This is a genomic window from Pseudomonas anatoliensis (genome assembly GCF_017976235.1).
Lineage (GTDB): Bacteria > Pseudomonadota > Gammaproteobacteria > Pseudomonadales > Pseudomonadaceae > Aquipseudomonas > Aquipseudomonas anatoliensis.
Map to the genome: position 1 here is coordinate 176,114 of NZ_JACVHC010000008.1, position 19,070 is coordinate 195,183.

Annotated in this window: 18 protein-coding genes and 1 pseudogene; 10 read left to right on the plus strand and 9 right to left on the minus strand. The window is 59.5% G+C overall.

Annotation, left to right across the window (positions count from 1 at the left end; all coding sequences use genetic code 11):
- The first annotated feature begins 236 nt into the window (after positions 1-236).
- A complete protein-coding gene (locus ICA16_RS24545) occupies positions 237-716 on the plus strand; it encodes a LabA-like NYN domain-containing protein (RefSeq protein ID WP_042561201.1) in 480 nt (159 codons plus the stop codon).
- Between the two features lie 41 nt (positions 717-757).
- Complete coding sequence (locus ICA16_RS24550) at positions 758-1,363, plus strand: 3'-5' exonuclease (protein WP_210701826.1); 606 nt, start codon at positions 758-760, stop codon at positions 1,361-1,363.
- Between the two features lie 123 nt (positions 1,364-1,486).
- Here the strand turns inward: ICA16_RS24550 and ICA16_RS28255 are convergent.
- A pseudogene (locus ICA16_RS28255) lies at positions 1,487-1,582 on the minus strand (Lrp/AsnC family transcriptional regulator); the annotation flags it as partial.
- Positions 1,583-1,710: 128 nt separating this feature from the next.
- Between ICA16_RS28255 and yedA the strand changes: the two are divergent.
- Together yedA and ICA16_RS24560 are read left to right on the plus strand one after the other, a co-directional pair.
- A complete protein-coding gene (gene yedA / locus ICA16_RS24555; protein ID WP_150602148.1) occupies positions 1,711-2,646 on the plus strand; it encodes a drug/metabolite exporter YedA in 936 nt (311 codons plus the stop codon).
- A 65-nt stretch (positions 2,647-2,711) separates the two neighbouring features.
- A complete protein-coding gene (locus ICA16_RS24560) occupies positions 2,712-4,049 on the plus strand; it encodes an RNA helicase RhlE1 (protein WP_210701827.1) in 1,338 nt (445 codons plus the stop codon).
- Positions 4,050-4,207: 158 nt separating this feature from the next.
- Here the strand turns inward: ICA16_RS24560 and ICA16_RS24565 are convergent, their stop codons facing one another.
- Positions 4,208-5,449: a TIGR03862 family flavoprotein gene (locus ICA16_RS24565; protein WP_210701828.1), complete on the minus strand. Its 1,242-nt coding sequence runs from the start codon at positions 5,447-5,449 to the stop codon at positions 4,208-4,210.
- A 257-nt stretch (positions 5,450-5,706) separates the two neighbouring features.
- Entirely contained in the window at positions 5,707-6,627 is a 921-nt protein-coding gene (locus tag ICA16_RS24570; RefSeq protein WP_210701829.1) for a histone deacetylase family protein, read from the minus strand.
- A gap of 82 nt (positions 6,628-6,709) precedes the next feature.
- Here ICA16_RS24570 and ICA16_RS24575 point away from each other — a divergent pair, with 82 nt between their 5' ends.
- The 3 genes from ICA16_RS24575 (at position 6,710) to ICA16_RS24585 (ending at position 8,848) form a co-directional block, all read left to right on the plus strand.
- A complete protein-coding gene (locus ICA16_RS24575; RefSeq protein ID WP_210701830.1) occupies positions 6,710-7,279 on the plus strand; it encodes a GNAT family N-acetyltransferase in 570 nt (189 codons plus the stop codon).
- A gap of 109 nt (positions 7,280-7,388) precedes the next feature.
- On the plus strand, positions 7,389-8,258 hold the full coding sequence (tesB, locus tag ICA16_RS24580; RefSeq protein WP_150602153.1) for an acyl-CoA thioesterase II: 870 nt from the start codon (positions 7,389-7,391) through the stop codon (positions 8,256-8,258).
- Positions 8,255-8,848 carry an HAD family hydrolase gene (locus tag ICA16_RS24585; RefSeq protein WP_150602154.1) on the plus strand — a complete coding sequence of 198 codons (594 nt, stop codon included), beginning with the start codon at positions 8,255-8,257 and terminating at the stop codon, positions 8,846-8,848. The genes tesB and ICA16_RS24585 overlap by 4 nt, the downstream gene beginning before the upstream one ends.
- A 115-nt stretch (positions 8,849-8,963) precedes the next feature.
- On the opposite strand, the gene ICA16_RS24590 is transcribed toward ICA16_RS24585, so the two are convergent.
- The 3 genes from ICA16_RS24590 to ICA16_RS24600 all read right to left on the minus strand — a co-directional run bounded on the left by ICA16_RS24590 (position 8,964) and on the right by ICA16_RS24600 (position 11,782).
- A complete protein-coding gene (locus ICA16_RS24590; protein WP_150617333.1) occupies positions 8,964-9,917 on the minus strand; it encodes an alpha/beta fold hydrolase in 954 nt (317 codons plus the stop codon).
- On the minus strand, positions 9,918-10,805 hold the full coding sequence (gene ypfJ, locus ICA16_RS24595; protein ID WP_210701831.1) for a KPN_02809 family neutral zinc metallopeptidase: 888 nt from the start codon (positions 10,803-10,805) through the stop codon (positions 9,918-9,920).
- Between the two features lie 134 nt (positions 10,806-10,939).
- Positions 10,940-11,782, minus strand: coding sequence for a neutral zinc metallopeptidase (locus ICA16_RS24600; protein ID WP_210701832.1), 843 nt, complete (start codon positions 11,780-11,782; stop codon positions 10,940-10,942).
- A 320-nt stretch (positions 11,783-12,102) separates the two neighbouring features.
- Here ICA16_RS24600 and ICA16_RS24605 point away from each other — a divergent pair, with 320 nt between their 5' ends.
- Positions 12,103-12,981: a DMT family transporter gene (locus ICA16_RS24605; protein WP_210701833.1), complete on the plus strand. Its 879-nt coding sequence runs from the start codon at positions 12,103-12,105 to the stop codon at positions 12,979-12,981.
- A 108-nt stretch (positions 12,982-13,089) separates the two neighbouring features.
- On the opposite strand, the gene ICA16_RS24610 is transcribed toward ICA16_RS24605, so the two are convergent.
- On the minus strand, positions 13,090-14,427 hold the full coding sequence (locus ICA16_RS24610; RefSeq protein ID WP_150602159.1) for an MFS transporter: 1,338 nt from the start codon (positions 14,425-14,427) through the stop codon (positions 13,090-13,092).
- Positions 14,428-14,786: 359 nt separating this feature from the next.
- Between ICA16_RS24610 and quiC the strand changes: the two genes are divergently transcribed.
- On the plus strand, positions 14,787-16,688 hold the full coding sequence (quiC, locus tag ICA16_RS24615; RefSeq protein WP_210701834.1) for a 3-dehydroshikimate dehydratase QuiC: 1,902 nt from the start codon (positions 14,787-14,789) through the stop codon (positions 16,686-16,688).
- 102 nt (positions 16,689-16,790) lie between these two features.
- A complete protein-coding gene (locus ICA16_RS24620) occupies positions 16,791-17,468 on the plus strand; it encodes a TetR/AcrR family transcriptional regulator (RefSeq protein WP_150617337.1) in 678 nt (225 codons plus the stop codon).
- A 76-nt stretch (positions 17,469-17,544) separates the two neighbouring features.
- Here ICA16_RS24620 and ICA16_RS24625 read toward each other — a convergent pair whose 3' ends face one another.
- Positions 17,545-18,399 carry a shikimate dehydrogenase gene (locus ICA16_RS24625; protein WP_210701835.1) on the minus strand — a complete coding sequence of 285 codons (855 nt, stop codon included), beginning with the start codon at positions 18,397-18,399 and terminating at the stop codon, positions 17,545-17,547.
- Positions 18,396-18,845, minus strand: a complete 450-nt coding sequence (gene aroQ, locus ICA16_RS24630) for a type II 3-dehydroquinate dehydratase (protein WP_042561186.1) — start codon at positions 18,843-18,845, stop codon at positions 18,396-18,398. The genes ICA16_RS24625 and aroQ overlap by 4 nt, the downstream gene beginning before the upstream one ends.
- Positions 18,846-19,070: the final 225 nt, after the last annotated feature.

The window sequence follows — 19,070 nt, forward strand, 5'->3', positions numbered from 1 at the left end:
CCTGTGGCGAGGGGATTTATCCCCGTTGGGCTGCGAAGCAGCCCCGTTTTTCAGGGGGCCGCTGCGCGCCCCAACGGGGATAAATCCCCTCGCCACAGGTCACCACTCGTCAGTGCTACCTTGGCGCCTGCCGGTGATTATTCGCTGAACCTTCCTCTTGGCTGGCATACTGAGCGCCATTTTCGGGCCTGGCGCCTGATCCCGCTTCGTGCGCTTGTGCGCTCACAGGAACTCCGGTGAAAAAAATCGCAGTGTTCGCCGACGTGCAGAACCTCTACTACACCGTGCGTCAGGCCTATGGTTGCCACTTCAACTACGCGGCGCTGTGGGCAGACATCAGCAAGGACGGGCAGATCGTCGAGGCCTACGCCTACGCGATCGACCGTGGCGACAGCAAGCAGCAGCAGTTCCAGCAGATCCTGCGCAACCTCGGCTTCATCGTGAAGCTCAAGCCGTACATCCAGCGCAGCGACGGCTCGGCCAAGGGCGACTGGGACGTGGGCATCACCCTCGACATCATGGACGCCGCCGACCACGTCGACGAAGTTGTGCTGGCGTCCGGTGATGGCGATTTCGACATGCTGCTGGAGCGCATCATCAGCAAACACGGGGTGCAAGCGGTCGCTTACGGTGTTCCCGGCCTCACCGCCAACTCGCTGATCCGCGCCGCCAGCCGTTACGTGCCGATCGAAGGCGCACTGCTACTGAAGAATTGAGCGGTTACTGAAGAATTGATTTGTACGGAGTTGAACCCGGTTTGGAACGCATTGCAGTCATCGACTTTGAAACCACTGGCCTCTCGCCAAACAGCAGCTGTCGCGCCACGGAAATCGCCGTGGTCATGCTGGAAAACGGCCGCATAGTCGAGCGTTACCAGAGCCTGATGAACGCCGGTGTGCGCGTCCCCGCGTTCATCGAACAACTGACCGGCATCAGCAACGCCATGCTGCGCACCGCGCCACCGGCAGAGCAGGTGATGAACGAGGTCAACGAGTTTGTCGGCTGCACGCCACTGGTCGCGCACAACGCTTCGTTCGACCAGAAGTTCTGGGACTTCGAGCTGGGGCGGATCAAGCGCACGCGCCTGCAAAACTTCGCCTGTTCGCTACTGTTGGCTCGCCGCTTGATGCCGGCCGCGCCGAATCACAAGCTCGGCACGCTCACCACGTTTGCGCGTCTGCCGCACACCGGTCAGGCTCACCGGGCGATGGCGGATGCGGAGATGGCGGCGAATCTGATGGCGCATCTGGCGGATGAATTGCGCAGCAAGCATGGCGTGCGTGAGTTATCCCATGACCTGCTGTGCAAACTGCAGAAAGTCCCGGCCGCCAAAGTCAGCGAACATCTGCAGCGCTATCGCTGATCCCAAAATCACTGAAGCTTCCCTGTAGGAGCTGTCGAGTGAAACGAGGCTGCGATCTTTTGATCTTGTTTTTAAAAGCAAGATCAAAAGATCGCAGCCTGCGGCAGCTCCTACAGGAGAACTCTACTTGCCGTTGCCTTCGATGTGCCCCAACGGCACGCGCTTTTCGATGGCGCTCGACAACACAATCGATGTCTCGCTAACCCAGAACTTCGCCACTGTCGAATCGCGGTCGATCTCCGTGATTTCCAAAGTGTACCGGCGCGATAAACAGGTTTTGTAGCTTATTTTTGCCTGCTGGCCTTTCTAGAATATCCAGTCTCCTGACTCTGACTGTCGAGTTGCTCATGTCTGCCCTGCGCCGTTTTTCCTTGCCGCTGATCGCCGCGTTTTTTGCGTTGTATGTGATTTGGGGATCGACCTATCTGGTGATCCGCATTGGCGTCGAATACTGGCCGCCGCTGATGCTCGGCGGCGTGCGTTTTGTGATTGCCGGCGCGTTGATGTACGGGTTCCTGCGCTGGCGCGGGGCACCGGCGCCGACTTGGGCGCAGTGGAAAGCGGCGGGGATCATCGGGATTTTGCTGCTCAGCTTCGGTAACGGTGCAGTGAGTGTGGCCGAGCACTCGGGGGTGGCTTCGGGCGTGGCGGCGTTGGCGGTGGCGACGGTGCCGTTGTTCACCTTGCTCTTCGGTTATTTCTGGGGCGCACGTAATACTCGTCTCGAGTGGGCCGGGGTGGGCTTGGGCATTGTCGGCATTGCCATGCTCAACATGGGGTCCAATCTGCAATCGAGTCCGCTGGGTGCCGCGTTGCTGATTTTTGCTGCAGCGGCCTGGGCTTTCGGTTCGGTGTGGAGCCGGCATCTGCCGCTGCCGCAGGGTGCGATGGCCAGTGCCGTGGAAATGCTGGTCGGCGGGGTGGTGCTGCTGATCGGCAGTGCGCTGAGCGGCGAACGCCTGCAAGCGCTGCCGCCGATTGAAGGCTGGCTGGCGCTGGCGTATCTGATTTTCTTCGGCTCGATCATCGCCTTCAATTCCTACATGTACCTGCTCAAGCACGTGCGCCCGGCGGCGGCGACCAGTTATGCCTACGTCAACCCGGCGGTGGCGGTGTTGCTCGGGATCGTGTTTGTTGGCGAGACTATTGGTATCGAAGAGGCGCTGGCGATGCTGGTGATCATCAGCGCTGTGGTGTTGATTGGCTTGCCGCAGTGGCGCCGGCCAGTACTGCCGCCAGTCGCAGCGCCGACAGCCGTTCCCGCGGAACAGCGTACGAATTAGGGTAAACTGCGCGGCATTGCACATTCGTTTTGCACAATCGCGCTGAATTTTCCTACGGTACTTCCATGACTTTCGCCTCTCTTGGCCTGATCGAACCCTTGCTGCGCTCCCTTGAGACGCTCGGCTACCAGACCCCGACGCCGGTTCAGGCGCAAGCCATTCCGGCCGTGCTGGCCGGTCGTGACCTGATGGCTGCCGCCCAGACCGGCACTGGCAAGACCGCCGGTTTCGCCTTGCCGCTGCTGCAGTTGCTGGCCATGGAAGGGCCGAAAGTCGCTGCCAATTCGGCGCGTGCGCTGATTCTGGTGCCGACCCGCGAGCTGGCCGAGCAGGTTCACGAAGCCGTGCGTCAGTACGCCGAGAACCTGCCGTTGCGCACTTACGCGGTGTACGGCGGTGTCAGCATCAATCCGCAGATGATGAAGCTGCGCGGCGGCGTCGACGTGCTGGTCGCCACGCCTGGTCGCCTGATCGACCTGTTCCGCCAGAACGCGCTGAAACTCGATCAGTTGCAGACTCTGGTGCTGGATGAAGCCGATCGTATGCTCGACCTGGGCTTCTCCGAAGAACTGGCGAACATTTACCGCATGCTGCCGAAAAAGCGCCAGACCCTGCTGTTCTCCGCGACCTTCTCTGATGACATCCGCCTGCTGGCCGGGCAGATGCTCAACGATCCGCTGAGCGTTGAAGTCAGCCCGCGCAACGTCGCGGCCAACACCGTCAAGCAGTGGATCGTGACGGTGGACAAGAAGCGCAAGGCGGAACTGTTCGTGCACTTGATGCGCAAGAACAAGTGGAAGCAAGTGCTGGTATTCGCCAAGACCCGCAACGGCGTCGATGCGCTGGTGGAAAAACTGCAGGGGCTGGGTGTCAACGCGGACGGTATCCACGGTGATAAACCGCAAGCGACCCGTCAGCGTGCGCTGGATCGCTTCAAACTCAGCGAAGTGCAGATTCTGGTGGCCACCGATGTCGCGGCCCGTGGTCTGGATATCGAAGATCTGCCGCTGGTGATCAACTTCGACCTGCCGATTGTCGCCGAGGATTACATTCACCGGATCGGCCGTACTGGCCGTGCGGGTGCGACCGGCGAGGCGATTTCGCTGGTGTGCGCGGACGAAGTGAACATGTTGTCGGCGATTGAAATGCTGACGCGTCAGACGTTGAAGCGTCAGAACGAGCCGGATTTCGAGCCTGAGCACCGCGTGCCGGATACCGATGCCAGCGGTCAGGTGATCAAGAAGCCGAAGAAACCGAAAAAGCCGAAAACCTCCGGCGGTGGCGGCAAGCGCAATCTCGGTAAGTGGGTCGATAGCGGCGAAACGCAGGCGCCGGAGCCTTCGATCAAGCCTGTGCGCAAGGTGCCGGTGTTTAACACTGGGCCGCGTAAGCGCAAGCCATAAAAGTCGCGGAGCCTGTCAGGCAGGCCCAATCACTTCGACGCAGCGCGATACCCCTGTAGGAGCTGCGGCACGCTGCGATCTTTTGATCTTGCTTCAAGAAAGATCAAAAGATCGCAGCCTCGTTTCACTCGACAGCTCCTAAAGGTTTTGTGCTGTCTTCAGTCCTGACGCTGCAACCACTCCACCATCCCCAACCCCGCAGCCCGTCCACTGGCAAAACACCCCGTCAGCAAATACCCGCCCGTCGGCGCTTCCCAATCCAGCATCTCGCCCGCGCAGAAAACTCCCGGCAATGCCTTGAGCATCAGTCGCTCATCCATCGCCTCGAACGTCACGCCACCCGCACTGCTGATCGCTTCATCCAGCGGACGGGTTTTCACCACGGTCAGTGGCAATGCCTTGATCGCCCGGGCCAACAACGCCGGATCAGCGAATGCTGCAGCGTCAGTCAATTCACGCAGCAGCGCCGCTTTCACCCCATCAATCCCGACCTGACTGTGCAAGTGCTTGGACATCGAGCGCGAGCCACGCGGTTTGCTCAACGCAGCCTGAATTTTATCCACAGGCCGGCCCGGCAGCAGGTCAATGTGAATGGTCGCTGAGCCGTGCGCGTTGATCGCCTCACGCATCGGTGCCGACAACGCGTAGATCAAACTTCCTTCAATGCCGGTCGCGGTGATCACGCATTCGCCCAAGCGGGGAATGTCGTCGTTCAAGCCGATGGCGATATTTTTCAGCGGCGCGCCGGCGAATTTACTGACGAGTAATTCGCTCCATGCCTGCACCTCGAAGCCGCAGTTACTTGGCTGCAATGGCGCCAGTCCTACACCGCGCTGTTCCAGCGCCAGCATCCAGGCACCGTCGGAACCGAGTCGCGACCAACTGCCGCCGCCGAGGGCGAGCAGGGTGGCGTCCGGCTTTAAGGTTTTCTCGCCTTCCGGGCTGTCGATGCGCAGCGCACCTTGTTCATCCCAACCGAGCCAGTGATGGCGGGTGTGGATAACTACGCCGCTGTCGCGCAGACGCTTGAGCCAGGCGCGCAGCAACGGGGCGGCTTTCATGTCGGTGGGGAATACACGGCCGGAGCTGCCGATGAAGGTTTCGATGCCCAGATCGTGAATCCAGCGGCACAACGCATCGGCATCGAAGCTGCGCAGCAACGGGGCGATTTGCGGTGCACGTTCGGCGTAGCGCGAAAGGAACGCCGGGTAGGCTTCGGAATGGGTGATGTTCATGCCGCCGACCCCGGCCAGCAGGAACTTGCGGCCCACCGAGGGCATGCCGTCGTACAAATCGACGCGTACTCCGGCCTGGCTCAGCACTTCGGCGGCCATCAGGCCGGCAGGTCCACCGCCGATGATGGCGACGTGAGCGGGGGAGGAGGCGGTGTTCTGAGTCATGGCGTGCGCTGCGGTATGGCGGGATAAGGCGCGCATTCTAACAGCCGGGATCTTTGTAGGAGCTGCCGAAGGCTGCGATCTTTTGCTGTTGATTTTTACGGCCAAGAGCAAAAGATCGCAGCCTTCGGCAGCTCCTGCAGGGTTCTGGTTAAAAAGTGATCAGTGCGCTGTACGCTATGTTCGCTGTGGCCTGTAGTCCCTTTCACTCAGGTTATCCACAGGCAGTTCCACAGCGATTGTGGGTAACGCAGCACAGCTCAATGACAACCGTGTGACGTCCAGACCCGCTGCGCGCTGTGATGAAGAATGCCGTGGCGGCGGGCGAGGGCGTGGCGGTCCTTGCTGTAGCCGCCACCAATCACGCCGACCACCGGGATGTCACGGCCCAGACAATGGCGCATCACGCTTTCATCGCGGGCGGCGACACCTTCGTCGGTCAGTTGCAGATAGCCCAGGGCGTCGTCCTTGTGCACGTCGACGCCGGCGTCATACAACACCAGATCCGGTTGATACAGCGGCAGCAAATAGTTGAGCGTGTCGTCGACTACTTTCAAATAATCGGCATCGCCCATGCCTTTGGGCAGCGGAATATCCCAGTCACTTTCGGCTTTGCGTGCAGGAAAATTCTTCTCGCAGTGCAGGGAAACGGTAATCGCCTCCGGTGTGTCGTGCAGGATGCGCGCGGTGCCGTCGCCCTGATGCACGTCGCAATCGAAGATCAGCACGCGATTGACCCGGCCGCTTTGCAGCAGGTATTGGCTGATGATCGCCAGGTCATTGAAGATGCAGAACCCGGCCGGGTAGTCGAAATGCGCGTGATGGGTGCCACCCGCCAGATGACAAGCCAAGCCATGTTCCAGGGCTTTTTCCGCCGCCAGAATCGAACCGCCGACCGCCCGCACCGTGCGCCGCGCCAGTGCTTCGTTCCACGGCAGGCCGAGGCGCCGCTGGTCCTCGCGAGACAACTCGCCGCTCATGTAGCGTTCGATATAGCTACGGTCATGCGCCAGCGCGAGGATGTCGTTGGGACAGATCTCGGGGCGCAACAGATCGGCGTCACGGGTCAGGCCGCTGTCGACCAGGTGATCGCGCAACAGACGAAACTTGTCCATGGGAAAGCGGTGATCCGCTGGGAACTCGGGGCTGTAGTCTTCGTGGTAGATCAGCGGCAATGGCATGGCTTTTTCGCGTGGGAACGTTGGAAAGAGTGAAGGATCCTACCAGCGATGTAGACTTGCGGCATGGAAACGGAGGGGCACGATGGAGCCGATACTGCAACTGGAAAGCGCACGCCTGCTGATGCGTCAGTGGCAGGACGAGGATTTGCCGGCATTTGCGGCGATGTGTGCCGATCCTCAGGTCATGCGCTACTTTCCGGCACCCTTGAGCCGACTGGAAAGTGCCGCGCTGATTGGCCGGGTACGCGGACATTTTGCCGAGCATGGCTACGGTTTGTGGGCGCTGGAGCGCAAGGACAGCGGCGAGTTCATTGGGTTCACCGGGCTGGGTGTCGTCGGTTTCGACGCGTCATTCACGCCGGCAGTGGAAATCGGCTGGCGTCTGGCCAAGGAACATTGGGGCCTGGGTTACGCCAGTGAAGCGGCGTGGACCGCTCTGCGCTGCGGCTTTGATCGATTGGCCTTGAAAGAGATCGTGTCTTTCACCGCACAAAGCAATCTGCCTTCGGAGAAAGTCATGCAGGCGATCGGCATGCATCACGCGCCGGCCGATGACTTTGATCATCCGAAACTCCCCGTCGAACACCCGTTAAGAAGGCATGTGCTGTATCGCATCACCCGGGAACAATGGCTGCAAACCTTGCATGGATAAGCCGACACGGACGTTTACAATGGCCGCCAAATCATTGGCCTGCGCCAGAATCTGAATCGACCGCCGTAGCCAAGACTGCGCGGTATAGCTTTGTGTGAGGAGAGCCTGAATGAGCCAAGTGTTGGAAGATCTGGTCGATTTGCTGACCCTGGAACCGATCGAAGAAAACCTCTTCCGTGGCCGCAGCCAGGACCTGGGTTTCCGTCAGTTGTTCGGTGGTCAGGTGCTCGGCCAGTCGCTGTCGGCGGCCAGTCAGACCGTTGAAGAAACCCGCCATGTGCATTCGATGCACGGCTATTTTCTGCGTCCGGGCGATGCCAAGTTGCCGGTGGTCTATTCGGTTGATCGCGTGCGCGATGGCGGCAGCTTCAGCACTCGTCGTGTGACGGCAATCCAGAAGGGCCATCCGATCTTCACGTGCAGTGCTTCCTTTCAGTACGACGAAGAAGGCTTCGAGCACCAGACCCAGATGCCAGTCGTGGTCGGCCCGGAAAACTTGCCGTCGGAGCTGGAGCTGACTCAGCAACGTGCGCACCTGATCCCCGAGCACATGCGCGAAAAACTCTTGTGTCCGAAACCGATCGAAGTGCGCCCGGTCACCGAAAAAGACCCCTACAACCCGCAGCCAGCGGACCCGGTGAAATACGTGTGGTTTCGCGCCGACGGTGCGTTGGCCGACATTCCGGCGCTGCACAAATACCTGCTGGCCTATGCCTCGGACTTCGGTCTGCTGACCACCTCGATGCTGCCTCACGGCAAATCGGTCTGGCAGAAAGACATGCAGGTCGCCAGCCTTGATCACGCGCTGTGGTTCCACAATGACCTGCGTGCCGATGACTGGTTGCTCTATGCGATGGACAGTCCGTGGGCCGGCAACTCGCGCGGATTCTCCCGTGGCAGCGTGTTCAACCGTGCCGGGCAACTGGTTGCTTCGGTCACCCAGGAAGGCCTGATTCGGCATCGCAAGGATTGGGCATGAGCCTGGCCGAAGTCCGTCACTGGGTGTTCGACATGGACGGCACCCTGACCGTCGCGGTGCATGACTTCGCAGCGATTCGCGTGGCGCTGGCGATTCCGCCCGAGGATGACATCCTCACCCATCTCGCCGCCTTGCCGGCCGATGAAGCGGCGGCAAAGCATGCGTGGTTGCTCGAACATGAGCGCGATCTGGCCTTGGGCTCGACTCCGGCGACGGGCGCGGTGGAGCTGGTGCGTGATCTGCATTCGCGCGGTTATCGCCTCGGCATTCTGACCCGCAACGCGCGCGAACTGGCGCATGTGACGCTGGAGGCAATCGGCCTGGCTGACTGCTTTGCCGTCGACGATGTGCTAGGCCGCGATGAAGCACCACCGAAGCCGCACCCGGGTGGTTTGCTGAAACTGGCAGAGGCGTGGAATGTGCCGGCCAGTGAGATGGTGATGGTCGGCGACTACCGTTTTGATCTGGATTGCGGCCGTGCGGCGGGCGCGCGCACGGTGCTGGTCAATCTGCCGGATAACCCGTGGCCGGAACTGACGGATTGGCATGCGCAGGATTGTGTCGAGTTGCGGCGGATGCTCTCAGCCTGAAGGTTTTGTTGTTAGTAAGGGCCTCATCGCGAGCAGGCTCACTCCTACAATTGGAATGCGTTCCCCTGTAGGAGTGAGCCTGCTCGCGATGGCGTCAGAGGATTCAGCACAAGACTTACTGATCAAACAACGCTTTCTGCCCCTCCGGCGACGTCAGCATCTCATCGCCGTTATGCCCAACCCCCGGCACCTCAACCAGGCGCTGATTCACCCCTTCCGGATGGCGGCGCAGCAAGTAACCGAAAAACAGCTTGCCCCGCTGCAGGCGATACGCCCCCTGCGCTTTTGCCGAGCAACTCTTGTCCAGCGCCGGATGCTGTGGGTCGATGTCCTGCTGCCCGAGCAGATAAATTACCTCACGTTTGATGTAACTGCTTTCAAGCTGCAGCGGCGTTTGCCCACCGGCATACACCGGCATGTCTGACAGACCGTACTTCCAGCGATTGAAGCCAGGACATTGCGCGTGATCGAATGCCACGGGCCGCTGTTCATTGAAATAGGCGTACGAGGAAGGATTCGCCACCACGTAACGCAGGCGAATGCCGTTGGCCTTGAGCGCAGGCTGATCCTTGGCGAGCAGGGCATAACGCTGCACCACCTGGCCTCCGCCGGAATGGCCAAAAATCACGATCTGCTTGACGTCCGGAAACTGTTTGCGATCGGTGATACGGGCGACGATTTCGTCCAGCGCCGCATAGGAACTCAAAGGATTCGGACCTGTGGATAAACCGCCGCCCATCCACTCGTTGCCTTTCCAGCGCAACACTGTCGCGGGCAATGAGTACAAGGGCACGTCACTTTCATTGAGAAACTGCGGGGCGATCACCAGCGTGTGCGCGGTTTGCCCCGCCAGTTCAGCTGCGCTTTCGGCACTCTTGCGATAGGTCTCGGCGTTACGCAGGCGACCATGAATGACGATCAGCACACGCTCGATTTTCTCCGGCGCAGGGCCGATACCCACCGCCATTTCCCCGGCCTTGAGTTGCAATCGCCCGGGGCTGATTGCGTCGACGCCAGCCGCTTGCGCGGTGCTGCCGACGATCAGTAAAGCCAAAAGCCATTTATGCATTTACAGGTTTTTCGCCGCAAAGGTGTCGCACTGGCTGACCTGGCCCTGCGCGAATCCGGTTTTGAACCAGCGCACCCTTTGCGCCGACGTACCGTGAGTGAACGAGTCCGGCACCACACGGCCCTGACCCTGTTGTTGCAAGCGATCATCACCGATGGCGTTGGCCGCGTTCATGGCTTCTTCAATGTCACCCGGTTCCAGCCAGTTCAGGCGCTTCTGCGCGCTGTAGGCCCAGACGCCGGCCAGACAATCGGCCTGCAGCTCCTGACGCACCAGCAAGCCACCGTCACCTTCCATCTGCCGACCTTGCTGACGGGCTGTCTGAATTTTCGCCGAGACACCGAGAAGCGTCTGCACGTGATGTCCGACTTCGTGAGCGATCACGTAGGCCTGGGCGAAGTCGCCGGCGGCCTTGAAGCGTTGCGACATTTCCTGGAAGAACGCCATGTCCAGATAGACTTTCTGGTCGGCCGGGCAGTAGAACGGGCCGGTGGCCGAGGTGGCCAGGCCGCACGCGGAGTTGACCCGGTTGCTGAACAGCACCAGGGTCGGATCCTTATATTGCCGGCCAGCCTGCTGGAAAATCGTGCCCCAGGTGTCTTCGGTGTCACCGAGGATCGAGCGCACGAACTCTGCCTGTTCATCGTTGGCCGGCGGTGCCTGGCGGGACTGCGAAGTGGCTGCCGGTTGTTCGGACATTTGCCCGGTGAGCTGGCCGAGGATCTGCAGCGGGTCTTGCCCGGTGATCCAGCCGATGCCGACGATCAGCAGAATCGCCCCGATGCTCAGGCCCTTGCCGCCGCCAAAGCGCATGCCACCGCCACCGCCGGCATCATCACCACGGGCATCGACGACGTTGTCACTGCGTCGGCCTTTTTTCCATAGCATGTGGGAATCCTCTATTGAACGTGATGATGAGTGTTGCTGGTGCGTGAGTATGGCGCCAGTCCGGTCGTCAGACACCCGGGTTGGCCCTGCGGTTCTATCGTCGTGTAAATCCGGACTCATGTACGGAATTGGCACTATAACGTCGCGCTATCAATAGTTGCGCATTCTCCATTCCTGTCAAAGCCGGTTTTAAACCATTTGACTCGCTGTTCGGATGTGCCATGGGTGTAGTGCTTCGGGGCAACTCCGTGTCTGTCGTCACCTAACGCGCGCGCAACCGTCAGGGCTTCCTCGATATCTCCCGGTTCCAGCCAGTTGAACTTCTCTTGTGCAGCGCGAGCCCAGGCCCCCGCCAGGCAGTCTGCCTGCAACTCCGCGCGGACACTGAGACCGTTTTCTCCGGCGATGGATTCGCCTCTGTCATCGGCGTCCTGAATTTTCTTCAAGTGTCCCGATAGGCTCTGGACGTGGTGCGCGACCTCATGGGCGATGACATACGCCTGGGCGAAATCGCTGACGGTCGAAGAGATGGCCGCCTGTCGCGCGAGGGAGTCGAGGTTGATAAAGATTTTTTGATCGGGTGGGCAATACATCGGGCCGTCCACACCTGTGCGCAATACACCGCAGGTCGTCGAAGTATTTACGTCATACAGAACCAGAGTTGGCGGCGAATATAGTTTCCCGTGATTTGCCAAAAGCTCACTCCATATCTCTTCGGTACTTCCCAGCACCGCCTCCACGAAAGAGCGATGCGGATCGTCTTTGGCATAAGGTAAGAACACCGCATCAATCTCGCCCTTCGTCGAGGCGACCGGTGCTGGGTCTTTTGCCGACTCCCCCATCCAGTAAACGCCAGAGCCGGCTCCAATGGAGGCGAGCAGGCCTGCAGTCAGCAGAGCCCCCGTTTTGCTATGGACCCGGTTGTCCTTCCTTTGGTCGTCCACGTTTTGGCTGGGTTTTGGTTTATTCCATAACATTGTGCGTATCTCTCATAGGTTGATCAGGCGGAAATCGCCAGGCCTATGAATAACCGCGGTGGTCAATTGCTTGCAGGGCAAATCTGTAAAAGCGCGTAAGACGATTCCAGCCAAAAAGACCAAAGTGCTTTTTTTCCGTATTAACTTGTCGAAGTTGCCTATGTCATAAAAGACTCGGCTAGCAGGCAGCACCGGTTTTGCGCTCGTGTTCTAAGGTTTCCCGGCGATGCCGTGCGCTGTTCGCCCACTATTTCGAATGTTGTCTGTGAGAGTCTGACGCCCGGCTCTAGATTGTTTCGCAGTATTTACAAGGAGTGCTCATGACCGTCAGTACACCGTTATCCGGCGTCAACCAACCCTTCAAAGGGATCATGCTGATCGTCGTGGCGACCTTCCTGTTCTCCAGTCATGACGCGCTGTCGAAGTACCTCTCCGGGTTTTATCCGATCGTGATGGTGGTGTGGGCGCGCTATGTGGTGCACACCCTGCTGATGGCGGGAATTTTTCTGCCGCAATCCGGGTTGCGCGTCCTGCGCACCAAGAAGCCTTTGTGGCAGTTGATCCGCGCACTTTGCCTGCTCGGCACCAGTCTGTTCTTCACCACGGCGCTGATGTACATCCCGCTGGCAGAAGCCACGGCGGTGAACTTTCTGGCGCCGGTGCTGGTGACAGCGTTGTCGGTGCCACTGCTCAAGGAGCGAGTGACCCGTAGTCAATGGATCGCGGTGATTTGCGGTTTTATCGGCGTACTGATCATCGTCCATCCCGGTGGCGAACTGTTTACACCGGCTGTTTTGCTGCCGCTGTGCTCGGCACTGTTTTTTTGCTTCTACCAGTTGCTCACTCGCAAGCTCGCCGAAGTCGACAGCCCGACCACCAGCAACTTCTTCGCCGGGTTGTGCAACACGTTGGTGATGAGTGCGCTGGTGCCGTTCTTCTGGCAGGTGCCGACGTTGACCCATGCCGGGCTGATGCTGGCGCTGGGCAGTTGCGGGATGACCGCGCACCTGTTCCTGACCCAGGCATTCCGCCATGCCGCGCCGGCGTTGCTGGCGCCGTTCGGGTATTGCCAGATTGTGTTTGCGGGGCTGTTGGGCTGGCTGCTGTTCAATCACACGCCGAGTGGGTTGACGGTGATCGGTATTGCAGTGATCTGTTGCAGCGGTTTGGCGGCAGCGTGGCAGCAGAGCCGCCGCTGAAAGTAGCGACACAAAACCCCTGTAGGAGCTGCGGCACGCTGCGATCTTTTGATCTTGTTGTTAAAGATCAAAAGATCGCAGCGTGCCGCAGCTCCTACAGGGGTTGGATCACTCGGTGATGGTTGGAATCTTGCGCGGCGCCATGAAGTACATCCAGATCAGCGCGAGGAAATACATCGCCGGAATCAGGGTGAACAGCACGGTGTAGTTGTTATTCGTCACGGTCAGGATGTGGCCGACGATCTGGGTCATGAACATCCCGCCGATCGCCGCGCACATGCCGCCGAAGCCGAACACCGTACTCATCATGTGCTTGGGCGTGTAGTCCATCACCAGGCTCCAGATGTTCGCGGTCCAGGCCTGATGCGCGCCGATCGCCAGGGAGATGGCAGCCACAGCAACCCACAGATTGGCGGAACCGGCGGCCATGACCACACCGATGATGCAGCAGGCGAACAGGAACATCGACAGCAACCGCGCCTTGATCGAGTTCATGCCGCGACCGATCAGGAACGAGGACAGAATGCCGCCACCGACACTGCCGAAGTCGGCCGTGACGTAGATGATGATCAACGGAATACCCATCTGGGTCACGTTGATGCCCAGATTGTATTGCTGATTGAGAAACGGCGGCAGCCAGTACAGGTAAAACCAGAAAACCGGCGCGGTCAGCGAGTAGGCGAGGGCGAAGGCCCAGGTGCCACGCATGCGCAGGATCTTCGAGAACGGCACGCGGGCCTGTTCCGGTTCGACTTCCTGCTGGATGTAATCCAGTTCGGACTGTTTCACGCTCGGGTGGTCTTCCGGGTTGAAGTACTTCAAGCCCCAGAACACCAGCCAGATGCCGCCCAGTGCCGCCATGCACAGAAACGCTGCCTGCCAGCCCCACACATGCAGAACCAGTGGTAACAGCATCGGCGTGAACATGGCGCCGACATTGGTGCCGGCATTGAAGATGCCGGTGGCGACGGCACGTTCCCCTGCGGGGAACCACAGGCGCGTGGTTTTCACGCAGGCCGGGTAATTCGCCGCCTCGGTCAGGCCGAGAATAAACCGGCAGACCATGAAACCCACCGCCGAAGTAGCCAGGCCGTGTGCGCCGGTGGCCAGGCTCCAGAGCAGAACGGCGCAGAAGAACACGCGCTTGACGCCGACCCGGTCGATCAGCCGCCCTTGCAGGACAAAACCGATGGCGTAGCCGACCTGAAACCAGAAGTTGATGTTGGCGTAATCCATCGCCGTCCAGCTCATTTCCTTGGCGAGGATCGGTTGCATGACGCCGAGGGCGGCGCGGTCGATGTAGTTCAGGGTGGTGGCGAAAAACACCAGCGCCAGCATGCCCCAACGGGTTTTGCCGACCGCCATGGCGCCGCGGATCTTGTCGCCGATGCCACCGTTGGCAGTGCTCATGGCCGGGGCCATGCGGGAAGTCTGTGAAGGAATCATGTGTTCCACCCGTTTTTGGATTTGTTATTTGGTGTTCTTTTGTTGTCGAACACTGCGACCGGTGGTTCATGTCCGGACTCAATGTGCAGTCGATGTTGGGCAGTGGACGAAAAATCGTCAATTCGTCAAACCGCCATTGTGTTCGATAATCGCCCGCAAAACTAACCGGGTAGTACACTTTAAATTGCTGCGCGAGGTGATGCAGCCAATAATTTCACCACGATAAAAACCATCTCGTGTAGGAGCTGCCGAAGGCTGCGATCTTTTGATTTTGCTGTTTTGGGAATCAAGATCAAACGATCGCAGCCTTCGGCAGCTCCTACAGTAAAGATAAAGCGGCGCAGTCCGGGAGTAGAAACATGCAGCGTTCCATTGCCACGGTTTCCTTGAGCGGCACCCTGCCGGAAAAACTCGAAGCCATCGCCGCCGCCGGGTTCGACGGGGTGGAGATTTTCGAAAACGACCTCCTGTACTACGACGGCAGCCCGCGGGAAATTAAACAGATGTGCGCCGATCTCGGCATCGCCATCACCCTGTTCCAGCCGTTCCGGGATTTCGAAGGCTGCCGCCGCGATCGGCTGGCGCGCAATCTGGAGCGGGCGGAACGCAAGTTCGATCTGATGCAGGAACTGGGTACCGACCTGGTGCTGGTGTGCAGTAACGCCTCGGCCGACAGCGTTGGCGATCAGCAGATTCTGATAGATGACCTGCGGCTTCTGGCGGAGCGCGCCGGGGCACGCGGTTTACGCATCGGTTATGAAGCGCTGGCGTGGGGCCGACACGTAAACACTTATCAACAGGTCTGGGATATCGTGCGTCAGGCCGACCACCCAAGCCTTGGCGTATTGCTCGACAGCTTCCATACCTTGTCGCTGAAAGGCGATCCGTCTGCCATCGCCAACATACCCGGCGACAAGATCTTTTTCGTGCAAATGGCTGATGCGCCGATTCTGGCGATGGATGTGCTGGAGTGGAGCCGACATTTCCGCTGCTTCCCCGGGCAGGGCGAATTCGATCTGCCAGGGTTTCTTGCGCCGATCATCCAGAGCGGTTACACCGGGCCGCTGTCGCTGGAAATCTTCAACGATGGTTTCCGTGCCGCGCCGCCACGGGCTAACGCGGCCGACGGTTTGCGTTCATTGCTGTACCTGGAGGAGAAGACTCGGCTGCGCCTGGAGCAGGACGCGACCCCCGTTGCCAATCGCGAAATTCTCTTCGAAACGCCCAAGGCCAGCGAGTACAACGGCGTCGAGTTTCTTGAGTTCGCCGTCGACGAAAGCCTCGGCGCCAAGCTATCGAACTGGCTGGAACGCCTGGGTTTCGTCAAGGCCGGGCAGCACCGCTCCAAAAGCGTGAGCCTGCTGCGTCAAGGTGATATCAACCTGATCCTCAACTCTGAACCGTACTCGTTTGCGCACAGTTTCTTCGAGGCCCACGGTCCATCGCTGTGCGCCACCGCAGTACGGGTCAAGGACAGCGCCAGTGCGCTGGCCCGTGCCGTTGCTTATAAAGGTCAGCCCTATCGCGGGTTGGTCGGGCCGAACGAGCTGGAATTGGCGGCGGTACGCGCGCCGGACGGCAGCCTGATTTATCTGGTGGATGAACAGGCGGATGTCTACGGCACCGACTTCAATCTGCTGCCCGACACACCGGGACGTGGCGGCCTCAAGCGCATCGATCACATGGCCATGGCACTGCCGGCGGACAGCCTCGACAGTTGGGTGCTGTTCTATAAAAGCCTGCTGGATTTCGAGGCCGACGACGAGGTGGTCCTGCCCGACCCGTATGGTCTGGTGAAGAGCCGTGCGCTGCGCAGTCGCGACAGCTCGATCCGATTGCCGCTGAATATTTCCGAGAACCGCAACACGGCGATTTCCCACGCACTGTCGAGCTATCGCGGTTCCGGTGTGCATCACATCGCCTTCGATTGTGATGACATCTTCGCCGAAGTCAGTCGTGCCAAGGAGGCGGGTGTCCCGTTGCTGGATATCCCGCTCAACTATTACGACGATCTCGCCGCGCGTTTTGATTTCGACGACGAATTCCTCAGTGAGCTGGCGTATTACAACGTGCTGTATGACCGCGATGCGCAGGGTGGCGAGCTGTTTCACGTCTACACCGAGCCGTTTGAGGGGCGCTTCTTCTTCGAGATCATCCAGCGTAAAAATGGCTATGCCGGGTATGGTGCGGCGAACGTTGCGGTGCGTTTGGCCGCAATGGCCAAATCACGCAGTGGCGCGGTGCGTCAGGCGAAGTTGTAGGTAATTCGTAAACGCGGGATTAAACACGGGTCGCGCGGCTTCCTTCACTGTGCGGCTCGGCCCATAATCGCCAGCCTGTGCAGTGATGGCCGTGAGCCCGCAATGACAATAAATTCAGAACTTTCCGCAGCCCCCGTCGAGTCCGCCGCAGAGCCGCGCAAAAGTCGCAAGAACAACCCGGAAAAGACCCGTGAGAACATCTTGCAGGAGGCGATCGTCGAGTTCGTCCAGCAGGGATTGTCCGGTGCCCGCGTCGACGCGATTGCCGAGCGCATCCACACCTCTAAACGCATGATCTACTACTACTTCGGCAGCAAAGAGCAGTTGTACGTCGAGGTGCTGGAAAAACTTTACGGCGACATCCGTAACACGGAAAACCGTCTGCACCTGGCTGAATTGCCGCCAGTGGTGGCGATTCGGCGGCTGGTCGAGTTCACCTTCGATCATCACGACCGCAACGTCGATTTCGTGCGCATCGTGTGCATCGAAAACATCCACAACGCCGAGTTCGTGAAGCGATCCGACGCGATCAAGGCGATGAACAACACCATCCTCGATTCACTGGGCGAGATTCTGCGCCGGGGTGCCGAGGAGGGAGTATTCCGCGCCGGGCTCGATGCGCTGGATGTGCATTTGTTGATCAGCTCGTTCTGCTTCTATCGCGTGTCGAACCGCCACACGTTCAGTGAGATTTTTCAGATTGATCTGCCGGACGAAAGCATCAAGCAGCGTCATCGCGAGATGATTTGCGATTCGGTGTTGCGCTATCTGCAAGCCTGACAAATCAAAAGATCGCAGCCTTCGGCAGCTCCTACAGGTTTTGTAGGAGCTGCCGAAGGCTGCGATCTTTTGATCTTTAATTGTCCATGCTTTGAAAATGCGCCAGCATCCGCTGCGCATCCGGCACCACGCCGCTGAACAACTCAAACGCCTTCACCGCTTGAAACACCGCCATATTGCCGCCATCCAGTGTCCGGCAGCCCAATGCGCGTGCGTTGCGCAATAACTCGGTTTCCAGCGGAAAATAGACGATTTCCGCCACCCACAATTCCTTGCGCAACAGCTCGACCGGCACCGGCATACCCGGCAGTTTGGCCATGCCCATTGGCGTGGTATTCACCAGGCCGTCAGCCTGATTCAGTGTGCTTGGCAAGTCGTGACCAGCTACCGCGCGACCCGGACCAAAATGCTGATTCAGGTTATTTGCCAGACTCTCGGCACGGTCACGGTCGACATCGAAAATACTCAGTTGCTGTACGCCTTCGCTCAACAGCGCGTGGGCCACTGCCGCGCCAGCGCCACCGGCACCCATCTGAACGACGCGCTCGCGGGCAGCGTCCTTTAAACCACGGCGAAAACCCTCGGCAAACCCGAGGCAATCGGTGTTGTGGCCGACACGTTTGCCATCCTTCAGCACCACGGTATTCACCGCGCCGATGCCGCGCGCTTCGTCAGACAGTTCGTCGAGCAGCGGGATGATCGCTTGCTTGCACGGGAAGGTGATGTTCAAACCGGTGTAGTTCATCCGCTCGGCAGCCAGTAACAAGTCGGGGAGGGCGCTGCTATCCATGTGCAGTTGGTCGAGGTCGATCAACCGGTACAGATAACGCAGGCCCTGTGCGTCGCCTTCGTGCTCATGCAGCGCAGGCGTGCGCGAGGCCTGAATGCCGGCGCCGATCAGCCCGGCCAGTATTACGTTTTTGCGAATCATGCCGCGCATCCCTTCAGCCGCTGGCTGAAATGTTCCAGGGCCAGACGATAGCCATGGCTGCCAAACCCGCACATCACTGCCGTGGCGATGGCGGAAACGAAGGAGTGGTGACGGAACGCCTCGCGTGCGTGGACGTTGGACAGGTGCACTTCGATCACTGGCAATTCGCTGGCCACCAATGCATCACGAATCGCCACTGAGGTGTGCGTCCAGGCCGCCGGATTGATCACGATCCCGGCGCAACGGCCACGGGCGGCGTGAATCCAGTCGAGCAATTCGCCTTCGTGATTGGTCTGGCGAAACTCCACGGTCAGGCCGAACTCCTCACCGGCACGACCGCACAGGGCAGAGATGTCTGCGAGGGTTTCGTGGCCGTAAGTCGCCGGCTCACGGGTGCCGAGCAGATTCAGGTTCGGGCCGTTAAGCACCAGAACGATAGGGGGCATGAGAGGAAACTCCACTTATTGTTTTTGGCTTTGGCCGAGGGTTTCAGCCTGTGGAGCTAAAATGTACTAGATGGTTACACGGGTCAATTGAACGCTTGGTTGCTTTGGGTTTTTTGTTCGGTGATCGCACAGATCAAAAGATCGCAGCCTTCGGCAGCTCCTACATTTGGAACGCACTCCCCCTGTAGGAGCTGCCGAAGGCTGCGATCTTTTAAGGCACCCACA